Source organism: Prevotella mikamonis (assembly GCF_055381405.1).
The window spans coordinates 415,752-440,488 of the sequence record NZ_AP035785.1 but is presented as its reverse complement, the minus strand read 5'-3'; the positions used below and the strand labels follow the sequence as shown (position 1 = coordinate 440,488).

The following is a 24,737-nucleotide window of genomic DNA, read 5'->3' as shown; positions in this document are numbered from 1 at the left end:
ACAAGTTTCACATCTACATTCAATAAAAGCAGATTATCATTTTCTTTCTGCCGGAAGAGTCTGTTCGATATTCTGCTCACGATGGCAGATGCGAACCTCTACTCCGAACTTCTGATGCAGATGCTCGGCCAAATGCTGGGCGCTGTAAACGCTTCTATGCTGCCCACCTGTACAGCCGAAAGAGAACATCAGACTGGTAAAACCGCGCTGTATGTATCGTCTGACATGATTATCTGCCAGTTTATAGACACTGTCCAAGAACGTCAGAATCTCTCCATCGTCCTCCAAAAAGCGAATAACCGGTTCATCCAGCCCCGTCAACTGCTTATAAGGCTCATACCGTCCAGGGTTGTGAGTGCTTCGACAGTCGAACACATAACCACCGCCATTGCCCGTAGGGTCCTCCGGTATACCTTTTCTATAAGAGAAACTCAATACCCGTACCACCAAAGGCCCTTTCCCGTCATACTTCGAGAAGGTTGCCGGACCATCCTGCGGATGAGCTTCATAAATGGGATGTTCGGTGATTTTATATCCGTCGGCACGCGTTACAACAGGCTTTTCCGACTCTGCAAACTGCGGTAAGTCGGTCAGTCTCTTCAGCATATCCATCATATAAGGATATGGAAATATATCCGGATTCAGTTTCAGCAATTCCCTTAAATTCTGCATCGCCGCAGGTATAGAATCAATAAAATGCTTCTTACGCTCGAAATATCCGCGGAACCCATACGCCCCAAGCACTTGGAGTGTACGGAAAAGAACAAACAGACTGAGCCTGTCTACGAAGTGCCGAACCGACGGAACTTCTATATACGTCTTCAAAGAAGCATAATACTCGGATACCAATTCCCTGCGCAACTTGAATGAATACTTGGCAGAAGCTTGCCACAGGAACGAGGCCAAGTCATAATAATACGGCCCTTTACGGCCACCTTGGAAATCAATGAAGTGGGGATTTCCCGTATCATCCAACATGATATTACGTGCCTGGAAGTCACGATACAAGAAACTTTCTACCTTCTCTGATGTCAGGTCCTTGGCAAACATATGGAAGTTGGCCTCCAGTTTCAGTTCATGGAAGTCCAGCCCGGTAGCCTTGAGGAAACAATATTTGAAATAATTCAGGTCGAAGAGTACGCCGTCTTCATTAAATTCAGGCTGAGGATAGCAATTTTCCCACTCCATTCCGCGAGCTCCGGCTATTTGAAAACCGGGTAACTCGCGCACGGCTTTCACCAGCAACTGTTTTTCTCGCTGGTTATAACGGCCGTCGGCTTCCCGTCCACCTTTGATGGCATCGAAGAGAGAGACGCTGCCCAAATCGGTCTGTAGATATCGCAGCTCATCATTGCTCACCGCCAATACAGTGGGAACCGGCAACTTCTGCTTTGCGAAATGCCGCGCCATATAGACAAAGGCATGGTCCTCATCCCTGCTTGTTCCTATGACTCCTATCACTGTTTGATTGTCTTTACCCCAAAAGCGAAAGTATTGTCGGTTGCTTCCTGCCCCTGGCAGTTTCTCTACACGGGCTGGTTCTTGACCATTCCATTTCTTATACAGGTCGATGAGTTTTTGCATTTCAATGATGATTATAGCCTAACGGCAATTTCTGTTAGTTCAAGTTTTCAGGAACGAAGTCTACTTTGTCTTTCTATTCTTCTTATATTGCTCCACAAAGTATTCAATGACATACTCCAAAGCAAAAAGCAGCACAAAGATACCTGCCGACATCAAGAACGACCCAGTCAGCAATATGAGTGCCCATGCAACAATTACATACAGCACTATCATCTTCCAATTCACACCTTGTCTCATATTGATTGCAAATTTACAAAATTATATTGAAATTATGACGTCGGACGAAATTAAACAAAAAAAATCGGTTGTCATCACGACATCCGATTTCTAAAAACAAACTACTTAAAAACTAATCTACTAAAACAAATCAAAAAATATCTTTTCCGGATGTTAATCCGACACTATATTCCAAATCTTTTTGCAAAGATAGGAATATTTTGCTTATGTTCAAATCAGATACGATTAAAAACACTCATATATTTAAAAAAAATGATAAGAGGGACGATTTTTTTTATAGAATCGTCCCTCTTTTTATAAATTTCAATCTACTCAATGCAGTTTACATCATTCCACCCATACCTGGCTGTGCTGCCGGCATAGCGGGCTGAGGTTCAGGTTTGTCTGTCAACACGCATTCAGTTGTCAGGAACAGACCTGCAATAGAAGCAGCATTTTCCAGAGCTACGCGTGCTACCTTGGCCGGGTCTACGATACCAGCCTGGCGCAAATCCTCGTAAACATCCTTACGTGCATTGTAACCAAAGTCGCCCTTACCTTCGCGAACCTTGTTCACTACGACTGAACCCTCGCCGCCTGCATTGGCAACAATCTGGCGCAGAGGCTCTTCGATGGCACGAACCACGATATTGATACCAGTCTGTTCGTCGGCATTGTCACCCTTCAAGTCTTTCAATACTTCCTGAGCGCGGATATAGGTAGTACCACCACCGGCAACTACACCCTCTTCGATTGCTGCACGGGTAGCACAAAGAGCATCGTCTACACGATCTTTCTTCTCTTTCATCTCTACCTCGCTGTTAGCACCAACATACAGAACGGCTACGCCACCTGACAATTTTGCCAAACGCTCCTGAAGTTTTTCCTTATCATAAGAACTCTTGGTACTCTCTATCTCGTTCTTGATTTGAGCCACACGGTCGGCAATAGCTTCTTTCTGACCACCACCATTCACGATAGTAGTATTATCTTTGCTGACAGTTACCTTTTCGGCAGAACCAAGCATTTCCAATGTAGCCTGTTCCAGCTTCAAGCCCTTGTCTTCGCTGATAACGACACCACCGGTCAATACAGCAATATCTTCAAGCATAGCCTTACGACGGTCTCCGAAACCAGGAGCCTTGACTGCACATATCTTCAAACCACCACGCAGACGGTTTACAACCAGTGTTGTCAGTGCTTCTGAGTCTACATCTTCTGCTATTACCATCAGAGGACGGCCGCTCTCAGCTGCTGGCTGCAATACGGGCAAGAAATCTTTCAGGTTGCTGATTTTCTTGTCGTACAGCAAGATATAGGGATTATCCATCACACACTCCATCTTCTCAGAGTCTGTAACGAAATAACCAGACAGATAACCACGGTCGAACTGCATACCTTCTACCACACCGATGTTGGTATCACGGCTCTTGCTTTCCTCGATGGTGATAACACCATCCTTAGAAACCTTACGCATAGCGTCGGCCAGGAGCTTACCAATCTCAGGGTCATTGTTGGCAGATACAGTAGCTACCTGCTCAATCTTGTCGTAGTTATCGCCCACAATCTCTGCATTGCCCTTGATAAATTCTACCACCTTATCGACAGCCTTGTCGATACCACGCTTCAAATCCATGGGGTTTGCACCGGCTGTTACGTTCTTCAATCCTTCGGTTACGATAGCCTGGGTAAGAATCGTTGCGGTTGTAGTACCGTCGCCGGCGTCATCACCAGTCTTGCTGGCTACGCTCTTGACAAGCTGTGCACCGGTATTCTCGAATTTATCTTCCAGTTCGATTTCCTTGGCAACTGTCACACCGTCCTTTGTTATCTGGGGAGCACCAAACTTCTTTTCGATAACAACGTTGCGTCCTTTAGGACCAAGTGTCACCTTTACTGCGTCTGCCAACTGATCTACGCCCTGCTTCAAAAGGTCGCGGGCCTCTGTATTATATTTAATTATCTTTGCCATGATTATTGTTATTTTAATGTGTTAGAATGATTATTTATTCCTCTACGATAGCCAAAACATCGCTCTGGCGCATCATGAGATACTTCTCTGCACCGAATTCCAGTTCTGTTCCGGCATACTTGCCATAAAGCACAATGTCTCCTTCTTTCAAGAGCATCTCTTCATCTTTTGTACCTTTACCCGTAGCTACGACTTTGCCACGCTGTGGTTTTTCTTTTGCTGTATCAGGAATAATGATTCCACCTACTTTTTCTTCTGCTGGTGCAGGAAGTACCAGTACTCTGTCTGCTAATGGTTTAACGTTCATAAAATGATATTTTAATTGTTAGATTTACTATTCTATTATCGGCAGCCATACGCATCGCCAATTCATCCAATGGTATGCCAAAACCATGCCAAAAGCAGCTTATGACAATTCTGTCACACCTACACTGACAAATATGACACAAACCATCGGTTTACTGCAAAGCCTTTACAGCATTGCTGCCTCGCCCTTTCAGCAAAACTGCCGAGCCTCTGCAGCAACGCTGCAAAAGCCCGGCAGTTTTTCATGTTGACGAATAGACGAAAAACAAGTTGACCAGAGACCCATCTTACAAGCACCAAAAGCCCATGTTACTCGGCTTCCAACCTATATTTCTTTTTCTGTTGCCTGATTTTCTTTGCAGCCTCATCGGCTACTTTTAAATACAGAGTGTCTCCGACTACATTCCTGTTTTCAGAAGCATCTACCTGATGGTCGAACAACATCTGCTGCCCCGATTTCGGCCATTCGGCATAACTATATCGCGAATCCACGAGATTGTCGCCCCCCTCCCATTGCACAAATACATGCTGCTTTATTTCAGTGGACTTATTCCTCAAGACCGGCAAGAAACTCTTTCCCTCTAATTGTGCAGACGGTTTGGGCAGATGGCAAAGGTCGCACAAGGTCGGATACAGGTCTACCAACTCTACCATCGAGGCAGTCTTGCCCTGCTCCATGCCAGGCACATGCACGATAAGGGGGATGCGAGTGGAATTGTCCATCAGATTATGCTTGCCCACAAAACCGTGTTCGCCAAGATTCCAACCATGATCGCCAAGTAGTATGACGATGGTATTATCGGCAAGCCCCAACGCCGTCAGTTCATCCATGACGCGCCCAAAAAGCGCATCCACATAACTCACACAGGCATAATAGCCATGTTTCACCTCGCGTAAGAATGCCTCATCCGTAGGAGCTGCCACCCGTGCATAAGCGTTTATCTCATTGGAATTCTTGACTGCCGACGGCAACCCCTTCGACCTATACCGGTTGTGAGCCATCGGAATCCTGTCTCTATCGTACAAATCCCAATACTTCTTGGGCGCACAGAAAGGCAAATGGGGCTTCCAGAATCCACAAGCAAGAAAGAAAGGGGTATTCAGACTTTTCAACCTGCGCAGGTCGGCGATGGTTTTCTGCATCACATGCCCGTCGTCATAAGCCGTATCGGACACATCGGCTATCTCTGCAAACGGCCCACGCATTGTTTTTGGGTTGATGTGTCTGCCCGATTCACTGTTCAACCATAATTCCCACTTGTTATATTCCGCCCAATAGACATCATATCCCTTCGGATGCAATCTCCACGGCGCTTCGCTCCATGTTTCAGCCTTGTCCTCTACATGATGGATTACTTTTCCGTTGGAAATCGTATGATAGCCATGCGAGATGAACCACTGCGACAGGACAATAGCATCGGGAGCATCATGGCTGATGCGGCTTGTGTAATTAACAAACCGATGCGGAAATTTGGGATACATGCCTGTAAACAGGCTTGCACGCGATGCTCCGCTTACCGGTATATTACAATAAGCATGCTCAAACACCAGTGATTGCGAAGCAAACCGGTCGATATGGGGCGTGTGTATGGCTTCCACACCATAGCATCCTAGCTCTGGCCGGAGGTCATCGCACATCACAAGCAATACGTTCATCCGCTTTTGAGCAGAGTGGTCGGCTGCTGTCACGGGCAGTCCCATGCTACCTGCCACCGTTCCTATAAGCGAATACAAGACATGTCTATTCATTACTGTTTGCCATTAAACCTTACTACACCATAGCCCTGACAGCAACTTACTGCTTGACTATGTATTTAGGTTGTCATCTGTTGTAGGCCTCAAGCACCTTTTCTACAGACCCGTGGAGCAACAGCAGTCCCTTGGCCTTACCGTAGTCAAGCCCAAGCATATCGACCAGCATACGAGTTCCACGGTCCACCAACTTCTGATTGGTGAGCTGCATATTTACCATTCGATTGCCTTTGACACGTCCCAGCTGAATCATCACCGAAGTACTGATCATGTTGAGAATCATCTTCTGCCCCGTACCCGATTTCATACGCGAACTGCCCGTCACATACTCAGGTCCTACAACCATCTCTATGGCAACATCAGACTCCGCTGCCATCGGCGAATCGGGATTACTCGTGATACACGCTGTCAATATGCCATGCTCGCGTGCTTCGTGCAATGCTCCCACGACATACGGAGTAGCACCCGAAGCTGCAATACCTATCACCGTATCGTTGGCATTGATATTGTTTTCTACCAGTTCGTTCCAACCATCTTCTACACTGTCTTCAGCCTTTTCTACAGCATTGCGCAAGGCCGTATCGCCACCGGCAATCAAGCCGATGACCAATGTTTTCGGAACGCCAAATGTAGGGGGAAGCTCAGAAGCGTCAAGCACTCCAAGCCGCCCGCTAGTACCTGCACCGATGTAGAAGATGCGACCTCCACGGCGCATCCTGGGTACGATTTGCTCAACCAGTTTCTCTATCTGGGGGATAGCTTGCTGCACTGCCGAAGCCACCTTTTGGTCTTCACGGTTAATATCTTCCAATAGCTCGCGCACAGACTTATTCTCCAAATCGTTGTAGAGCGAAGACTGCTCCGTAATCTTAGTAAAACTCATATTCATTCCTCCTGTAAATCTAATCCATGATATGCTATCAGACCTTCCATCGGCGTCTTGCTGACAATCCCCATCTGCACGCCCAATGCCGCAGCTGCTTCGGTAAGCTCTTGCCGATAGACATGTGCAATCGTGCCAATACAGTTCAATGGATGGTGACGATAATCGTAATGCAATATATTACGCTTCACAAAAGCCGTGAAAGACTCTATGAGCAACTGATGCACAGCTGCATCGTCGCGATGTTGCTCCAGGAATATATTCAGGCTTGCAAGGAAGCGACTGGGGAAAGGTTGACGGTATACACGCTCGATAATATCGGCCTGTGACAATCCGAACTGCTGAAAAAAGCTATCTTTCAGAGCAGAAGACATCTGTCCTTTCAATATATCGCCAACCAAACGCTTGCCTAAATACGCCCCACTTCCCTCGTCGCCCAGAATGAAACCGAGTGCAGGGGTGTTCTGAACAATATCCTTTCCATCGAAGAAACAGGAATTAGAGCCTGTACCTAATATACTGGCAATACCCGGATGGTGGCCACACAAACTGCGAGCAGCAGCCAACAAATCGGAGTGGGCCTCTACTGCCCCGTCAACCGATAGGCTATCACGCAACGTAGCCTCTACTTCCGGACTCTTCTGCGGAGTACATCCGGCACCATAAAAATAGACAGCAGCCAAACGCTTATCGGGCAATTCGGGAAGAAGATACTGGCGGATTTCTACAGCCATCTCGTCTGAAGACTGGAAGAAAGGGTTCATTCCCTTGGTCGGAATACGCCGAACAGCACGGCCATCTTCTACCAGGCACCAATCAGTCTTCGTAGAACCACTGTCTGCTATCAATAGTAATTGACTCATATCATTATAGCTTAATATAAATACGACGCTTATATAATTGGTAGCCGATGGCCCAATTCAGGAGTACGAACAATACTGAATAGGCCAGTGAACCGCCATAATCGCCAAATATGGGTTGTAACATATCGTTGTAAAGAAGGCCGATGATGGTGGTTTCCTCGCCACCAATCTTGAACGAAAATGCTCCAAAGACAATAGCAAAGAAGTCGCTTAACACATATAGGAACAACGGATTGACACCAAAGACTTCAAAGAAACGACACCAACGATGATGCTCTTTCACATCTATGAAGTAGATAAGCAGGGCCAATACGATGGAGGCCAGTCCACAAGTAACAAGAACAAAGGTTGGCGACCATATCTTTTTGTTGATGGGGCAACCGTAACTCAACAAGAAACCGCTAAAGGTCAGAACAGCACCGACAACAAACAAAGGCACTATCTTGCTGACAAGCAGATGGGTCTTTACATCGGCGACTACATCTTGGATACGTTTCTGAAAGAGCAAACGACCTACAAGGAAACCTAAAAGGGTGTGGGCAATAGAAGGGATTGTACTCAACAGACCTTCGGGATCGACACCTTGATCATGATACATGTGGGCATCGGTGAGCACAGCACGGTCTACTACAGAGAGAATGTTGGTCTCGCCACTGACAAAACCATTACCGGCTAACAATAATATACAATAACCAGCAAGCAATGTGACCACGATATGGGAAATATAGCGATGACGAACCGTAATGGCAACAAGCGAGGCTATACCGTAGCAAACTGCCAAACGGGCAAGCACACCGGATATTCGCATCTTATCGAACGACCATACCATATACCATATCTGGTCTAACAGACCGGCATTTTCCAGAGGTTCATTCCAACGATAGCAAAATCTGGAGAACCAACCAATGGCTACCCCGACAAGATAGATAAGAATAGTACGACGGATAATCTTGATAACGGTAGCCCTATCACACTTAAACTCAAATTTAGAGAGGGAGATAAAGATACACACTCCCATAATAAACATGAAGAAAGGGAAGACCAAGTCGGTAGGCGTCATCCCATTCCAATCAGCATGGTGTAGTGGAGCAAAGATATGAGACCAGCTTCCCGGATTGTTCACTAATATCATACCGGCTATCGTAATGCCACGCAGAATGTCGATAGCAAGTATTCGACTACTTTTTTTTACATGCTCTGTCATCGTATTTATAGATTTAATGATAAAGATAATACTTCTTGGATAGATTGCGGAAGGCATCTACATCTTTATACCAATAGGCACGAACATCACTCCACCGGTTGTTCTTTCCCATGAGACGACGAATCTGTTTCGACCCGCAGACCTTATCAAACATAGAGAATCGGCCCTTATCGGCATGCTCCAAGACAGAATGTTCAGGATAAAGTCGGGCTATCTCTTCTATCAACACAAACTGAATATCGGTAAGGGCAACCTCCTTATAGTCGGTAAGATGCACCTGTACGCCTTGCAACTGCTCTCCTACTCCCACGCTATAATAAGGACGTACATAGATAGGACGGAATGTTACACCGGGCATCTGATGGGCATTCATGGCAGAAGCCAACTGGCTGGCATTCACCCAAGGGGCAGCAAACATCTGAAACGGAATGGTATAGCCCACGCCGATAGACATATATCCCAACTCTCCTAGGATTCCACTGACAGGATAATAATAAGATGTAATGGCCTGGGGGATATGAGGTGAGGAAGCTATCCATTGCAGTCCGGTATCACCATAGGTCATACTGCGCTTCCATCCCTTCATTTTGACAACTGTAAGTTTGCACTGTACCCCATTCTTCAACATGCGTTCTTCGTTCAGTAATCGCGCGAGTTCTCCACAGGTGAGACCATATATATAAGGTATCTTAAACTGACTGACAAACGATTCACAATCTGGCTCAACCAGATTGCCCTCTATTTTCAGTCCCCCAATAGGGTTGGGGCGGTCTAGCACCACAAATTCTTTTCCGTTTTCGGCAGCAGCTTCCATCGCAAGCCCCATTGTGCTGATAAACGTGAACGACCGGCAACCGATGTCCTGAATGTCATAAACCAATACATCAATGTCTTTCAACATCTCGCGAACAGGCTTACGTGTCTTACCATAAAGCGAATAAACCGGCAGTCCGGTGGTTGCATCTTTCATATCCTCAACCTTATCACCTGCTTTTATATCGCCACGAACCCCATGTTCCGGTCCGAAAAGGGCTACGAGATTCACATTAGCAGCTTCATGCAAGATGTCTATCGTCGACTTCAAATTGGCATCCACACCGGTAGGATTGGTTATCAAACCAACCCGCTTGCCCTCCAAACATTTGAATTGCCGATCACGCAACACTTCTATCCCCACCTTAACACGATGGCTACGAGCCGTCATTGCAAGCGGAGACAGTGCTAACACGCAGATAATCAGTGCAATAATTTTCTTATATCTCTTCATACTATCATTATTCTTTCTTCCCGTACATGGGGTCAACCTTCACCAAGAATGTCACAGCAACAGTGGCCAAGCAACACACAATAACCATCCAGAAGAAATGTTCATAGCCCAACCACTCTTGCAGATAACCGGCAAACATACCCGGAATCATCATGCTCAAAGCCATAAAAGCCGTACAGATGGCATAATGTGCTGTCTTGAACTCCCCTTCTGAGAAGTACATCATGTATAACATGTATGCTGTAAACCCAAAGCCATAACCGAATTGCTCAACGGCTACGCAGACACTGATAACAACAAGGTTGCTTGGTACATACATACTCAGGTAGACGAACGTAAAACAAGGCAGCGTCATGCAAGCAGCCATAGGCCACAAAGACTTCTTCAATCCCCATTTGGATGCAGCAATTCCACCAATAATTCCTCCAATTGTCAAGAACAACACACCTATCGTACCATAGACGATACCCACATTCTCGGTTGCCAGCTGCAACCCTCCATGTTCGCGAGTATCTAACAGAAACGGATTGACCATTTTCAAGAGAAAAGCTTCCGGCAAGCGATAAAGCAACATGAAGACAATGGCAATCAATACACCGGGCTTCTTGAAATACGTAACAAAGGTACGACCAAACTCGGATATAATCTCTTGGGCCTGTCCTTTGGTATCACCAAGACGCGGTGCATCTTCCTTAGGTTTTGGAATAAAGAATGTATGATAGAAAGTTACCAACGCGAACATGACTGCTGTAATCGCCATCGTAATCGTCCACGCCATTGGAATATTGTTTGTTTTCGACTCCAGCAGGCCGGCAATGAATACGAGTACTCCTTGGCCGAAGATAGAAGAAAGACGATAGAACGTGCTACGAATACCAACAAAGAACGACTGTTGACGATGATCGAGTGCCAACATATAGAACCCATCCGCCGCGATATCATGGGTTGCAGACGCAAATGCTGTAATGATGAAGAGTATCAAGACGAAAGTGAACATGCTCACAGGCGTTTGCATAGCCTGAATAGTCGATAAATCAGGATGTGGAATAGAAAGAGTAAGCAGCACAAATGATATGCTCATTATCAGTTGCATCACCAATATCCACCACCGCTTGGTACGGACAATATCAACAAACGGACTCCACAAAGGTTTGATAGTCCAAGGCAAGTAAAGCAAACTGGTAAATAATGCCATCTCACCATTAGGCACTCCCATACGCGTAAACATCGTTACAGAGATGTTATTTACGATAAAATACGGGATTCCTTCGGCAAAGTAGAGGGTCGGTATCCACATCCACGGACTGATATTTCGAATGATATTCTTCATGAAAACAGCTGACTTAATTATGATTTACGGTTCATTGCAATGCGTGCCTGAAGTTCCCAAGTACGTATTCTGTCTTTATATAGATTATTGGCATTCACCTTTTCAATACTCAAAGCTGCATCAGAATTGCCTCCCCAACGCCTGCACAGATAAAGTACATCATAGATTCGACCTATCTGATAGCGTCGAGAAATATTCAGTCCCATAGCATAATCCTCTCCATAACTGGTATTAGGCAGCCCCAACTGTCTAAGCAAGGGAGTAAAGAATGCACGCGGTGCACCTAATCCATTGATACGCAAAGCATTATTACGCCCATTCTCAGGCGTCCATTCTCTATGATCTATGATACCGGGAGGTAATGTATTCAAATCAAAGTCAGTCATCATGTACGTCCCGATGACCATACCGCACTGCTGAGCATAGAACGCATCGACAACTGTTTGCAGCGTATGCTCGTCTTTATACAGGTCGTCGCTGTCCAATTGGACGGCAAATCGGCCACACCACTCCGACTGAACACCCAGATTCCAACATCCTCCAATACCCAAATCCGTGCGTTCAGGTATCAGATGCACCACACGCTTATCATCAGCAAAAGCTTCAATAATCTCACCCGTTCCATCGTTAGAATGGTTATCTATGACTATAACATTATACTTGAACGATGTTTCCTGCTTCAAAACAGATTCTATGGCTGCACCAATCGTACTGACACGGTTACGGACAGGAATGATGACAGAGGCTTCATATTCAAAGTTTCCCTCTGCAAGATTGATTGGCTCAAACTCCGGTTTCAGATATCCGCCAATCTCCTTCAGATGCTCTGTGCATGCATTTTCCATTTCTATCTGTCGGTCACGGTTACGCGGATCTACATAATCAAATTGTTTTTCACCACTCTTCCGGGTATCATTCTCTATCTCACTATACAGATATTCATTCGCATGAACAAGACTTGCATGTTGGCTCAGCTTCAATCTCAAGTCGTAAAGACCTGCAAACTGATAGTCAGCCGTCATTTGTTCGGCAGCTTTCTTCAAGGCAGAAGTCTTGAAGAAGAGCACAGAGCCAAAATCGAAATCATCGCGCAAAGAACCTTGTTGATAATCAATGACAGGCGCTTTCACCTCTTCTCCACCCATCACTTTGTAATGATCGGCATAGACCATGCCTGCATCGGTATCCTCCGCAATATTCATCAGCCGCTTCAAAGCCAAATAACCGAAACGCAGAGTAGTCTGCTTCGTATAAATCAAAGTATAATCTTCGCTTGCTTGAGCAGCAATAGCTTTCAGGGTAGAAGTCTTGAACAGGCTTACTTCCACCTTGTTCACATCGCCCACTTCCACTTCTGAACGTAATGCGACCATTGTTTCAGCGGCCTGTTGCTCACTGATATATGGGACAAAACAACTAATCTTTTTCATATTTCATTCCTCTGTTTAGTTTATACTATAATATTTCTTTATTCCTTTTCAAAGAATCGAATCACGGCATTCATCAAGCTTTCACGCAACCCAGCATCCATAATAGACTCAAACGGAATACCCATAACGAATGTTTGATAGTCTTTTCCGCCGTACGCCACAGCCGCACTCAGATTGCTTTCGGGATAACGCATCACCGTAAAGGATGTGCTGTCAGCCGGTTCTATACCATCAGGAGATTCCACCACATACGACTTATCGTTCAGCTGATTCCAATAATTCCCCTCTCCTATCTTCAATTCCAGTGGAGAACGAACACCCTTGACACGCCCTGTAACTGCGGCCCGACTGTTACGCCACTTATATTTCAACACTCCCATGGCAAACTCTTGGTCTTCTTTCCGTGTCTGAGCTAAAGGATTATTCCAGATGTCAGTTCCTACATAAGAGCCTGACACCATTATATCTACACCTTGACGGGCATAGCCGACCAGCACTTGCTGCATACAATCATCGAATGTCTTAAACTCCAAAGGCTTCACTCCGCCTCGTCCTATCTTACTTTGGCACTGCTTCCCAAGAATAACATCGATAAAAGAGAAGCCATCTGCCACCTTTGTGAAAGCACTCCTACTGCATGATTCAAATGAATAGCCTGCCTTCAAGATAGCTGCACCATGCAGTGAAGGATAATCAAACGTATTTCCGGCAATGACTTTGGTCTCTTGGTCACCGTAACTATCACCATAACCACCCGAATCATCATCCAACCAAGGTTGCGTCCTGTCAAAGTTTTTCATCTTGCCGATGTAGCTAATATCCCTCAGATAAGGCACTCCATGATCTACATCGTCTAGAAATCCAGCCAACTTACTGCCACCATCGCCAGGAGCTACGAAGTCGGCAGGCGCACTTACACGATTAAATCCATTCACTATCAAGGCTTTCTTACCTTGACTCTTCGAAGAGATACCCACAGCAAGAACTTCTGATGGAAAACTCCTACCACCTTTATTATAGGCTACAACCTTAAAGCTGCAAACCACATCCGACGGAATTCTAGTCGTATAACGTGGCTTCTTCACCACCGTGCCATCATCAAACTCGCCCTCGCCTATCCGTCTATAAACGATATAACGGTCGGGACGGGCAGACTCTTCCAGCGAATCAAGCGTCGGAGTCCATGCCAACTCCACTTCCTGCCTATCGTTCAGATGTGCTGCAAAATTGTCTACAGGCAATGGTTGCACCTCAAACTTCTGTCCTCGCTGGCGACTCAGGAATCTCAACATTCCTTTGTAAATGGCCCTACTCACCGCAAAACGGAAGCGTGGGTCTAATCCATAGCGCATGTCTGCAAAGTTTTGGTGCGACAAAAGCTCCAACAACATCGTTGGAACACGTGGTACACGTGCCTCAAAATACGACGCATCCCTACTCCCACGGCTTGTCCAACGAGGTTCAAACAGCCTTCGCACATCGCGCAGAATACTATTCTGAATACTGTCTGTCAACTCTTTGCACAACAACCTTGACGCCCCATTGGCAAACACTCCGTCATAACAATCGGTCATATAGATACCTAGCGTACCGATGATGGAGTCGTTCAATGTCGTACCGGCATCCGAGTGGAAGGCAAAAGCCAAGTCTACAGGGATGTTCAGTCCCGCTTCCTGGGGATTGACTTCCGAACCACCCGCAAGCCAATTCACCCACAGCCCACGGCATTTATAGTCGTCCGAATAGTCATTTGCTCCCTTGGAAGGCGTATAGACCGAATCCGGAACACCCGCCCACTGCAACCAGTAGCGGGCAGCTTCGGTAAAACGAGGATAACCGCTCACATCCGGACGTCCTACATTCCCCATGCCACCGCCAAACTTAACAGCGTCTGCCGTTACCACTTCGCCCTTTGCTCCGGTAGCATTCGTCAGTTCCACATACTGACTGTCACTGCTATTCTTATCAAACGGGAATGTTCCCAAATATATCCATGTACCTCCCCCCATCTGCTGATTCACACTGAAACGGCTCACTCCACCTTTGTGTCTCACGGTATAGATGGCCGAAGAAGTGCTTTCCGGCAATGAGCGATAAGAGACATAGACTGCATAGCTTCCTCCATTCTCCATGGCAGGAATCCATCTGACAGTACTTTCATTCCCTTTCTTAACAGACGGAGTACATCGAAATGTCCCGGCCAGGAATGGATTCTGCATATCTGTATAGACACCCTGTGTCTGTGCAAATCCTTTTCCAGCTCCGGTTGTCCATACTTCTGCCCCAACCCGTTCTACATATCGGGAAGATGAATGGCCGAAAGTCCCGTCGTTGTCTACTACCACCTCCTCTGTGTTGCAATCTCTTTCACGGGGCAGCAAGACGTTTGCACCCGAATTTTCCAACATCGGAACTAAAAACGGCAATACATAGCTTTGGGTATAGAGATCTTCCACCGTCATCATCAAGCGAGCACGCTGCCATTCCCAACGGTCCAACTTATTCTCATAATATCGTCCGTGGCTCTGCCACATAGCGATGTGCCGGCCCGTCAATCCCTGTGTAGGAGTCTGCAAAGCTGTCAGTTCTGTCACCAACGGCTTGCTGACTTTCGGAGCAAAGACATCTTGGGCAACAAGATGCAAACTCATTGCGGCAAGTAGCAGACTCATTGATAATTTCTTCTCATCCATGACAGCTTGTATCACTAATAATTGTTTTTTCATGTATAAGGTAGCCAGATTATTTAAAATAGCTCATCTTCGGCTAAAATCCCTTTGATGCAAAGATAGTTTAGTTTTTAGAATTGAATACACAAAGTTTAAGTATTTTCAATATTTTGATATTTTTTAAGCTGCGAGAATCAATTCCTACCTCCAGGCCACCAACATCCAAACAGGGATAAAAAAAAGTTCTATAGCCAAGGCCTTCCAAAACACCTTAACTATAGAACCTATATCAAAATCAGCGAGGTCGTCAACACCCTGTTCCGTCGATATTGCATGATGCACCTTGGCTTTCTCCAAGCGTGATACCAGCCTCCTCCGGCGAAAGCGTCACCGTGCCATCTTCCAGAACGAAACATGGAATTCCGGCATAACCGTAACGCCGAACATCGTCGAAGACAGAATTATTGTCGCGCAATTTCAAAAATTCTTTCAGATAACTGACATGCGCTCCTATATCAATAGTCTGATAACGGCTGTCTCCTGCAATCTGTTCATAGACTGCCGTACAGTCAGGACACGACTTCATACCATATATCTTAATCATATTGTTCCTCCGACTGCCTAATGATTACATATCTTGGAAGCGTCTACCGTAAACCCTTCCTGCGTTGAAGGCATAAACTTGCCACGCTCTGCCAAAAAATCTACCAACTCTTCTGCGTTCATTCCATCTACCGAACAAGTATGGAAACGTTCTTCCGTACCAAACTTTTCGATAATAGCCTTCACTAAACTCTCCTTGCTGTCATAACTATTACCCTCCATCATGTGGAGGACATCGTGTCCATGTGCCATAATTCTCTTGTTTAATTCTTTATGATTCCTTGGGCTGACAGTCTTCCCACTCCTGCCATTCTTTCATAGCTTCCTGCCAATCCGTAGCCTCGCCTTGCTCAATAGCCTGCCTGGCACGGTCTGCTTCGTCGCGAGCCTTGTCGCGCGCACGCTTCTCTTTCATGTCGGCTATGGTCTTGTCATCCAATATCTCTATTACACCGCGCTGGATAGCATCCTGCAACTCGGCCTCTCCAAAGGCTTTCCCAGGCACATTGAAGTCGGAGATATTAAATTCAAATTCCACTCTCAGGTCATGCCGAATCATTTTCTGCTTGAAACGGTTACCCTCATTCTTGAGACGCAACAGACGTGCTATCTGCTTGATTTCCTGTTCTGAGAATTTTGTCCTACCCATATTTTCTTTTTGATGACAGCAATTAGTGTGCCAAGAAGTATTACTTCATATTCAGCTTCACCTGCGCCGGGAAGACATATCGAGGATCGTTGCGCTCCTTCAGCGTTGTCTCCAACGTTGCACGCGAACGCTTCAACTTGCCTTTAAACAATTTTTTGCCACGATACTTCACCGTAACCTTCTCATCCAGATTTACCAGTTCATCATTCAGATTGAGGGTCACCTGCTTGTAATCGCACTGCGTGATATTGATAACATTCCCTTCTACCGACAGACGGATGGTCTTGCCGGGCAACATCTCGCGCTTGGGTATCGTCACCCAATAGAACGAAGGACGGCGCACCTCTTCCTGCTTCCATACGATTTTCTTCGGGTAGGGATTGCGTTGATACTGCGCCATCCAGTCCACGGCAACCGTATCTACACGCTGCATCCAGTGGCCCATACCTTTCACGATATGCGTTTCGTGGATATAGCCTTCAGGGTCGGCCTGTTGCAGAGAGTCCATCTGTACGCCACGCTGTGCATCCAGCTTGTTACGATCGTAGGCCGCATCGTCAGCTCCGCACCAAATCATGAACGGAGTATTGCGTAGATTCAGCAACGAGACATCGCCGGGATGACCTGCCATCATCGAAGCGGCAGCCCAGGTATCGGCCATACGCGGTGCCATGCGCCACACACCGTCACCACCGGCCGAATATCCCATGATATAGACCTTGTCGGGATTCACGTCTTCAAAGACGATAGCCATCTGAATAAGGGCTTCATAAAACTGGTCCAGCATGGGGCGACACCACATATTCCACATATTATAGGGAGCGCGAGGCACCAGATACACACTGTTCTTAGGGGCATAGAGACGCTTCTGGTTCTCATATTGCTGGTCGTTGGCAGCTGCCGGAACTGTTCCGCCACCATGCAGCGAGATATACAGACTATAACCGTCTTTCGGCTTCTCGCCATATATCTTCACCCAGAACGGCATCTTCAGGGTGTCAATACGCACACACTTGTCGCTCCACGTCTGCTGATAACGCTCACGTACACTGGCCTTCCACTGGTCTACCAACTCTTGCTTTACGGCAATGGCCTGTTCTTTGGACAATTTATCCTCGGCATACAAGCCACCTACCAACCATAGACAAACAAATAACAATAAATTTCTTTTTTTCATGATTCAGGGTTATGATATTTCCACAAAGGTACGCATTTACTCTCAAAACACCAACATCTACACACCAAAGAGTTATATCCAAAATACTGCAAGCACTCAGCAGCATTGCTGCAAGGGCCAAACAGCAATGTTGCAAAGCCCAGACAGCAACACTGCTACGGCTTTGCAGTAAAACGCCGGGAAAACCTTGGCGTGCAACGTACTATACTGTTGAAAGATATTTTACTATCTATTTTGACAATACCATGAGATTCATGCAAAGCCTGATGATATAATTTAGGCTTTATATGCCTCATAGTCTTTATTCTATTTTAAAAATCAGAATAATCAACGTTTTCAATATAGTATGAAATAAGTCTCCCACATAAATAGTAACCTATTATTCTTGAAAGAGGCGTTCTGTCTCCTCCCTTATGTGTCTTATATGCTATCCGAATATAGATGATAATATTTACAACAGGTATCATTGCTATAAAATTACCGATTGCATTATGATAATTTGTATACAGCAACTCATCTTGGCTATAACGTTTTACCACATAATATGCGTCAAGTAAATATGTATTGTAAATTCCCATTGTAAGAACAGACATAATCGTAGGGTTATATTTGCCCATATATCTCATAAAATCACCGTAGTATTTCTCATGATAAAGTACAGCATATAGAATGAAATGTAAAAGCCCGATGATAAACAAAGTCGTGGATGACAAACATTCACTTAGATTATAGCCTAAGAAATAAAGAGGACTTCCTGTGTGACGATTGACAATATAGACTACAATGGTGCTATATATGAGTAAAGGCAGAGAGGGTATCAATACCTTATACAAATAGAATAAAATGGCCCGAAATTCTTTCATAATACGTTTCCTTATCCTTTTAATAGTCTAAGGACAGCCAAATAGCCGTCTCCATCGGAAGACACAACCATATCAAGAAGATGATACATCTCATAAGCTGACTCCTTATGAGTACAAATGTAATAAAAAAAGCGTTTAAGCCTAATGACCTAAACGCTTTTTGATGCTGAAACGAGGATTTTACAGGGCTTTCGATGCCATATCAATCCAATCGAATACGAATGAACAAACGCCAAAGGCTACAATACCGAGTGTACAAAGGGCCAAGGCAAGCTTGGTATTGACACTGCTCTGGAAGGTAGGAAGCGGTTGGTCGTTGTGGCGAATAAACATGGCCTTGACAATAAGCAGATAGTAGTACAACGATACGACCGTATTAATCAAAGCGATGAACAATACGATGTATGCCCAAGCACCTACAGTAGTATCGACACTCATACCCTTAACGGCTGCCATGAAGACGAAGAACTTACTGAACATACCTGCAAACGGAGGAATACCACCGAGAGAGAACAGGGCCAAGGTCATCAGGAAAGCCAGCTTGGGATTGGTCTTATACAGACCGTTGTAGCTATCCATCTCTACAGTTCCGTTGTTGTGTTCCTCTATCGCACTGATGATGGTAAAGACACTCATATTAGCCACTACGTAAATCAATACATAGAAACTGAGTGTAGTTACGCTCAATGCAGAGTTACCTACAATAGCCAATACGATGTAACCGGCCTGAGAGATAGAGCTGAACGCCATGAAACGCTTCAAGTTGCTCTGGCGAAGTGCAAACAGGTTGGCTATTGTGATAGAAAGTACCACTACGATATAGAGCAGATACTGCCAGTATTCGGCCATAGGAGCGAACACCTTCATCAGGATAGCGCACAAGGTAAATGCCGCAGCACCCTTACTTACCACAGAGAGATAACCCGTAACAGTGGTCGGCGCCCCCTGATAAGTGTCGGCAGTCCAGAAATGGAAAGGCACGAGACTAATCTTGAAACCAAGTCCGCTGAAAAAGAATACCAATCCCATGATGGTCAATGGAGTGGCGGTAATCCTTGTTGCCACATCGTCGAAATACAATGTACCCACAGCACCATAGAGGAACGAGATACCATACAGCATCACACCACTGGAGAATGTAGCCGTAAGAATGAACTTTGCTCCTGCCTCTGCCGAGTCATGACGATACTTATCGAGCGCCACAAGGCATGCCATAGGCACAGAAGCCATCTCCAGGCCGAGGAAGAACAACAGGAAGTGGTTGGCACTTACCATCATGTTCATACCCAACAATGTTGAGAGTATCAGTACATAGAACTCGCCTTCCTTGAATGCTGTATCGGGACGGCTCATCCATTCCTTAGACTGAATCAGTACAATCAACGTACCGAATGCCAAGATTGTCTTGATAATGCCTACGGAAGCATTCGTATAATACATACCACCAAAGGCTGTAGCAGCTTCTGTAGGACCGATGTTGAATAACAAATGGGCCAACAGCAGTACACATACCAACGGATTGAACCACTTACGGTCAGTGGAACGTGCACTCCAGAAATCGGCAATAAAAGTAATAACCAAGGCTACTGTCAACGTAACCTCTGGAATCATATTTAAAAATTGACTATAATTCATCTCTTTATTAATTCTAGATTATCCGATAATGTTCTGAAGAATCGTACCTACTGCGTCAGAAATGGTATTGCCTACCCAAAGTGGGAACATACCCAATCCTGCAACACATGCTATCAAACCGATAACAGCCACACGCTCATCCCAAGAGGCATCGTGCAGTTTCTCAAACTCTGGGTTGGGTACTTTCTGGAAGAGAATCTTACCTACAACGCGCAGAATGTAGACAGCTGTAATCACAATAGATGTACAAGCGATGATGGTGCACACGCGACGGAACATGTCGGCATTCTGGAAAGAACCCACGAAGATGGTCATTTCTGCAACGAAACCAGAGAAACCGGGCAAACCGAGGTTAGCCAGACCAGCAATAACATAAGCTACGGAAAGGAATGGAATAACTTTCATCAAACCGCCCAGATAGCGTACATCACGAGTTCCGGCACGATGATAAATCATACCGATAACGGCAAAGAACAATGCTGTCATCAAACCATGGGATAACATCTGGAGAATAGCTCCTGTACAAGCGGTCTGAGTCATCATCAGAAGAGCAAACAATACGAGTCCACAGTGAGACACGGAAGAATATGCGTTGATATACTTCAGGTCGGTCTGCACACAGGCAGAGAGCGCTCCATAGACAACAGAACAGGTGGTGAGAATCAAGAAAATCCAAGACAACTCCTGAGCTGCCTCAGGCAACAGGTACATAGCGATGCGGAAACATCCGTAACCACCAAGTTTCATCAATACACCGGCGTGCAACATAGACACGGCTGAAGGCGCACTGGCGTGACCGTCGGGACTCCATGTGTGGAATGGGAACATAGCGCCGAGCACTCCAAAGCCGATAAAGATAAAGGGGAAGAATATCTTCTGAATCTCTACAGGGATATTATGCAAGGCTGCAATCTGGGTAACTTCCATAGTTGTAGCACCACTGAAGTAATAAATACCGAGGATACCGATAATCAACAAGGCAGAACCACCCATCAACATCAAGGTCAGCTTCATGGCTGCATACTCCTTCGGACCTGTTCCCCAGACACCAATCAAGAGGTACATAGGAATCAAAGCCACCTCATAGAACATGAACATGGTGAACATGTCGGTAGAGATGAAGAAGCCGAATACACCAATACTCAGCAGCGTAAACCATAGGAAATACTCTTTCATCATAGGCTGCATACGCCAAGAAGCGAATGTACCGGTCCAAACTATGATGGCACTCAACAGTATCATCACTACCGAGATACCGTCGACACCCACGCTATAGGCTATATTCAAAGGCTTGAACCAAGGGATGCTGGCTGTGAAGAGCATCACATCGGTGTTGCCTGCATGACGCATCTGAACAAAAGTGACAGTAAGCCAGACCGCTAATACCAGAAGAGCTGACGCACCTGCTACCATCACACCACGCACCTGATTATCATTGCGGGCTATCCAAAGACCCACCAACATCAGTACGGGAATAACTACGAATAAAGTTAATATACTCATCTTTCTATCTTTTCAAATTAAAGAATGCTAAGTAAGATCAACGTGAGCGCTACACTACCGGTCAGGAACCAAATAGCATACTGGCGTACATCGCCACTCTGCCACGGCCTAATGGTCTCTCCTGCTTCTTGTGCACCCCATGCCATGAAGTTGAATGTACCATCAATCACCTGACGGTCGAACCAAGCGATAGGCTTAGAGATACAGTTGAAGATGACCTTGTGGGTAACAAACTGCCAAGCATCGTCGATATAGAAGCGATTGAGGGCTGCCTTGTGAAGTGTAGGCATCTTCTTGGCCAGCATATCTGCCAGAGGCTGTTTCTTAGGAGCGTACATATAAGTAGCCAGACCAATACCAATCAATGCAACGACAATACTTGTAGCTGCCACCTGCATATTGATATGGATGTCATAACTCTCTCCGGTAGCTGATACGAAGTGACCGAATGGAATCAAACCGGCAACACATGAAACCAATGCAAGGAATACCAAGGGAATCCACATAACCGCAGGAACTTCCTGAGGACGGCGACGGTGTTCCGGATCAAGCTCATAATAACTCTGTCCCCAGAAGATAACATAGTACAAACGGAACATGTAGAACGCTGTCATACCGGCAACAAGTGTCATGAAGTAGCCCATCCAAGGACTGAATTCCATACAAGCCGTAATGATTTCGTCTTTAGAGAAGAAACCGGCAAACGGTGGAATACCGCTGATGGCCAAACAGCCAATCAAGAAACAGGCATTCGTAATAGGCATATACTTGTGCAAACCTCCCATGTATTCCTTGAAGTTGCTACCGATAATAACGATGATAGCACCCGAACAGAGGAAGAGCAAAGCCTTGAACATGGCGTGGGTGAACAGGTGGAACATACCAGCCATATAACCCAAGCCACCTTCGTGGTTGTCTAAAGCCGTACAAACACCCAAAGCAACGAGCATGTAAGCAATCTGAGAAATCGTAGAGAAAGCCAGACCACGCTTAATATCACGCTGACAACATGCAACAGCAGCAGCATAGAATGCTGTAAACGCTGCGATATATGCTATCCAGTGGAGTTGCTCTATAGCTCCGAACTGAACATAGATGGGGAACAGACTTGCTACCTGATAAACACCAGCAACAACCATAGTGGCCGCATGAATCAATGCAGACACAGGAGTCGGACCTTCCATAGCATCGGGAAGCCAGATGTGCAATGGGAACATGGCACTTTTACCAGCACCACCAATGAACATCAAAAACAGGGCTGTGGGCAATAACCACCCGTACTCCGTAGCTACCTGAGCCAACTTTGAGCCTAACTCCGGATTAGCATGAAGGTCGTAACTGAATGTTCCTACATAGTAGCTGAAGAACAAAATACCAATCAGGAAGAACAAGTCGGCAAAGCGCGTAACGATAAACGCTTTCTTACTAGCATGTACTGCTTCGTGCTTGGGATAGTAGAAGCCTATCAAAAGATAAGAACATACACCCACCAACTCCCAGAACATATACATCTGGAAGATATTGGTAGCCACTACCAAGCCCAACATAGACATGGAGAAGAGACTCAGGTAGGCATAGAAACGCTGAAAACCTTTCTCATAGCCTTCCTTTTCATAGTGTTCATCTCTTTCTGCCATGTAGCCGAAAGAGTAAATATGAACCATGAAACTGACTGTCGTAATAACTATCAACATCATCACACTGATAGGTGTCAGGCGGAAACCGATGTTGAATGTCAACAGTTCTGTAAACTTCAACCAAGTCAAATTAAATACGGTTACTGTGGGATACAGACCTGTAGCAGCATCACGACCTATCGCAAAGAAGTATTCGTATGCCGTAAAGCAGGACATGGCAAACACCAATCCCATCATACAGGTACCAATTAAACCGGCAACCTTCTCTTTCATCTTCATTCCCGCAAGTCCAAGTAGCAAGAAGCTTAGGAACGGGAGAAGAAGTATTAAAAATGAATAACTATATTCCATTGTCTTTTTAGAATTTCATATTTTCAATACTGTTCACCTGATCACTCTTGTAATTACGGTAAACATTAATGATTATTGCCAAGGCAACTGCACTCTCTGCCGCACTTACACCGATGGAGAACAACGTGAAGAAAAAGCCTTCCAGCTGTCCAGGGAACAAGATACGATTGAATACTGCAAAGTTAATATCCACAGCATTCAATACCAGTTCGACGGAAATGAGCATTGCAACCAGATTACGACGGGTCACAAAACCAAAAACTCCAATGAAGAACAGTAATGCGCTCAAGATAAAATATGCTGATACGGGTATCATTTATTTTCCTCCTTTCGTGCTATCATAATTCCACCAATAATACAAGCCAACAGGAATACAGAGATGAACTCAAATGGTAATACATACTGGAATTTGTCTGCACCAAGCAAACTATTGCCAATCTGCTCCATAGGAACTTCTGTATCAGCAACCTGAGCAGCTGCATCTATAAACTGATTCTTGAGAAGAACCACTGCTACCGTAGCCAATCCGATGAGCGAAATCAAGACTCCACTCACAACCCGACTGCCCTTGAAGCGCTCTACCAAGCCTTGCAGCGTCTGCTTTGACACCAACTGTATGGCGAAGATATACATCATCGTAATACCACCGGCATAGATAGAAATCTGCGCAGCACCCAAGAATGTATAGTCAAGCAGGAAATATATACCTGCCACACCGAACAATACGAACAACAGGAAAGTAGCAGCTCGCATAATTCTTTTTGTCATTACACACATCACAGCCGAGCAAAGAATGACCGCAGCCAAGATGCAAAATACAACTAAATTTGCCATATTTGTTAC

The 24,737-nt window shown here is 45.5% G+C and carries 21 protein-coding genes; all 21 read right to left on the bottom strand.

Annotation, left to right across the window (positions count from 1 at the left end):
• Positions 1 to 36: 36 nt before the first annotated feature.
• Complete coding sequence (locus ACZ42L_RS01915; protein ID WP_464716466.1) at positions 37 to 1,584, bottom strand: RapZ C-terminal domain-containing protein; 1,548 nt, start codon at positions 1,582 to 1,584, stop codon at positions 37 to 39.
• Between the two features lie 60 nt (positions 1,585 to 1,644).
• Complete coding sequence (locus ACZ42L_RS01910) at positions 1,645 to 1,821, bottom strand: hypothetical protein (protein ID WP_464700261.1); 177 nt, start codon at positions 1,819 to 1,821, stop codon at positions 1,645 to 1,647.
• A 322-nt stretch (positions 1,822 to 2,143) separates the two neighbouring features.
• Complete coding sequence (gene groL, locus ACZ42L_RS01905; protein ID WP_464716465.1) at positions 2,144 to 3,772, bottom strand: chaperonin GroEL; 1,629 nt, start codon at positions 3,770 to 3,772, stop codon at positions 2,144 to 2,146.
• A 34-nt stretch (positions 3,773 to 3,806) separates the two neighbouring features.
• Positions 3,807 to 4,079, bottom strand: a complete 273-nt coding sequence (locus ACZ42L_RS01900) for a co-chaperone GroES (RefSeq protein ID WP_036897099.1) — start codon at positions 4,077 to 4,079, stop codon at positions 3,807 to 3,809.
• Positions 4,080 to 4,387: 308 nt separating this feature from the next.
• The gene (locus ACZ42L_RS01895) at positions 4,388 to 5,779 is read right to left on the bottom strand and encodes a sulfatase (protein ID WP_464716966.1); all 1,392 of its coding nucleotides are present in this window, start codon (positions 5,777 to 5,779) and stop codon (positions 4,388 to 4,390) included.
• Positions 5,780 to 5,900: 121 nt separating this feature from the next.
• Positions 5,901 to 6,713 carry an N-acetylmuramic acid 6-phosphate etherase gene (gene murQ / locus ACZ42L_RS01890; RefSeq protein WP_464700240.1) on the bottom strand — a complete coding sequence of 271 codons (813 nt, stop codon included), beginning with the start codon at positions 6,711 to 6,713 and terminating at the stop codon, positions 5,901 to 5,903.
• A 2-nt stretch (positions 6,714 to 6,715) separates the two neighbouring features.
• Complete coding sequence (locus tag ACZ42L_RS01885; protein ID WP_464700239.1) at positions 6,716 to 7,576, bottom strand: ATPase; 861 nt, start codon at positions 7,574 to 7,576, stop codon at positions 6,716 to 6,718.
• Positions 7,577 to 7,580: 4 nt separating this feature from the next.
• Positions 7,581 to 8,780 carry an acyltransferase family protein gene (locus ACZ42L_RS01880; protein WP_464700237.1) on the bottom strand — a complete coding sequence of 400 codons (1,200 nt, stop codon included), beginning with the start codon at positions 8,778 to 8,780 and terminating at the stop codon, positions 7,581 to 7,583.
• A 13-nt stretch (positions 8,781 to 8,793) separates the two neighbouring features.
• A complete protein-coding gene (locus tag ACZ42L_RS01875) occupies positions 8,794 to 10,047 on the bottom strand; it encodes an exo-beta-N-acetylmuramidase NamZ family protein (protein WP_464700235.1) in 1,254 nt (417 codons plus the stop codon).
• A 7-nt stretch (positions 10,048 to 10,054) separates the two neighbouring features.
• The gene (locus ACZ42L_RS01870) at positions 10,055 to 11,377 is read right to left on the bottom strand and encodes an MFS transporter (RefSeq protein ID WP_464700233.1); all 1,323 of its coding nucleotides are present in this window, start codon (positions 11,375 to 11,377) and stop codon (positions 10,055 to 10,057) included.
• A gap of 17 nt (positions 11,378 to 11,394) precedes the next feature.
• Positions 11,395 to 12,807 (bottom strand): glycosyltransferase family 2 protein, encoded by a 1,413-nt coding sequence (locus ACZ42L_RS01865; protein ID WP_464716464.1) that lies wholly within the window; start codon positions 12,805 to 12,807, stop codon positions 11,395 to 11,397.
• Positions 12,808 to 12,845: 38 nt separating this feature from the next.
• On the bottom strand, positions 12,846 to 15,479 hold the full coding sequence (locus ACZ42L_RS01860; RefSeq protein ID WP_464716965.1) for a golvesin C-terminal-like domain-containing protein: 2,634 nt from the start codon (positions 15,477 to 15,479) through the stop codon (positions 12,846 to 12,848).
• A 304-nt stretch (positions 15,480 to 15,783) separates the two neighbouring features.
• Entirely contained in the window at positions 15,784 to 16,080 is a 297-nt protein-coding gene (locus tag ACZ42L_RS01855) for a glutaredoxin-related protein (protein WP_464716463.1), read from the bottom strand.
• A gap of 17 nt (positions 16,081 to 16,097) precedes the next feature.
• Complete coding sequence (locus ACZ42L_RS01850) at positions 16,098 to 16,331, bottom strand: YecH family metal-binding protein (RefSeq protein WP_464703319.1); 234 nt, start codon at positions 16,329 to 16,331, stop codon at positions 16,098 to 16,100.
• Positions 16,332 to 16,350: 19 nt separating this feature from the next.
• Positions 16,351 to 16,728: a hypothetical protein gene (locus tag ACZ42L_RS01845; protein ID WP_464716462.1), complete on the bottom strand. Its 378-nt coding sequence runs from the start codon at positions 16,726 to 16,728 to the stop codon at positions 16,351 to 16,353.
• A 40-nt stretch (positions 16,729 to 16,768) separates the two neighbouring features.
• Complete coding sequence (locus ACZ42L_RS01840) at positions 16,769 to 17,905, bottom strand: alpha/beta hydrolase (RefSeq protein WP_464706481.1); 1,137 nt, start codon at positions 17,903 to 17,905, stop codon at positions 16,769 to 16,771.
• 1,043 nt (positions 17,906 to 18,948) lie between these two features.
• The gene (locus ACZ42L_RS01835) at positions 18,949 to 20,403 is read right to left on the bottom strand and encodes an NADH-quinone oxidoreductase subunit N (protein ID WP_464716461.1); all 1,455 of its coding nucleotides are present in this window, start codon (positions 20,401 to 20,403) and stop codon (positions 18,949 to 18,951) included.
• 18 nt (positions 20,404 to 20,421) lie between these two features.
• Positions 20,422 to 21,906, bottom strand: a complete 1,485-nt coding sequence (locus tag ACZ42L_RS01830) for a complex I subunit 4 family protein (protein WP_464716460.1) — start codon at positions 21,904 to 21,906, stop codon at positions 20,422 to 20,424.
• A gap of 17 nt (positions 21,907 to 21,923) precedes the next feature.
• Entirely contained in the window at positions 21,924 to 23,894 is a 1,971-nt protein-coding gene (gene nuoL, locus ACZ42L_RS01825) for an NADH-quinone oxidoreductase subunit L (protein ID WP_464703314.1), read from the bottom strand.
• A 7-nt stretch (positions 23,895 to 23,901) separates the two neighbouring features.
• Complete coding sequence (gene nuoK, locus ACZ42L_RS01820; protein ID WP_464700219.1) at positions 23,902 to 24,210, bottom strand: NADH-quinone oxidoreductase subunit NuoK; 309 nt, start codon at positions 24,208 to 24,210, stop codon at positions 23,902 to 23,904.
• Positions 24,207 to 24,728: an NADH-quinone oxidoreductase subunit J family protein gene (locus tag ACZ42L_RS01815; protein WP_464700217.1), complete on the bottom strand. Its 522-nt coding sequence runs from the start codon at positions 24,726 to 24,728 to the stop codon at positions 24,207 to 24,209. The genes nuoK and ACZ42L_RS01815 overlap by 4 nt, the downstream gene beginning before the upstream one ends.
• Positions 24,729 to 24,737 lie beyond the last annotated feature (9 nt).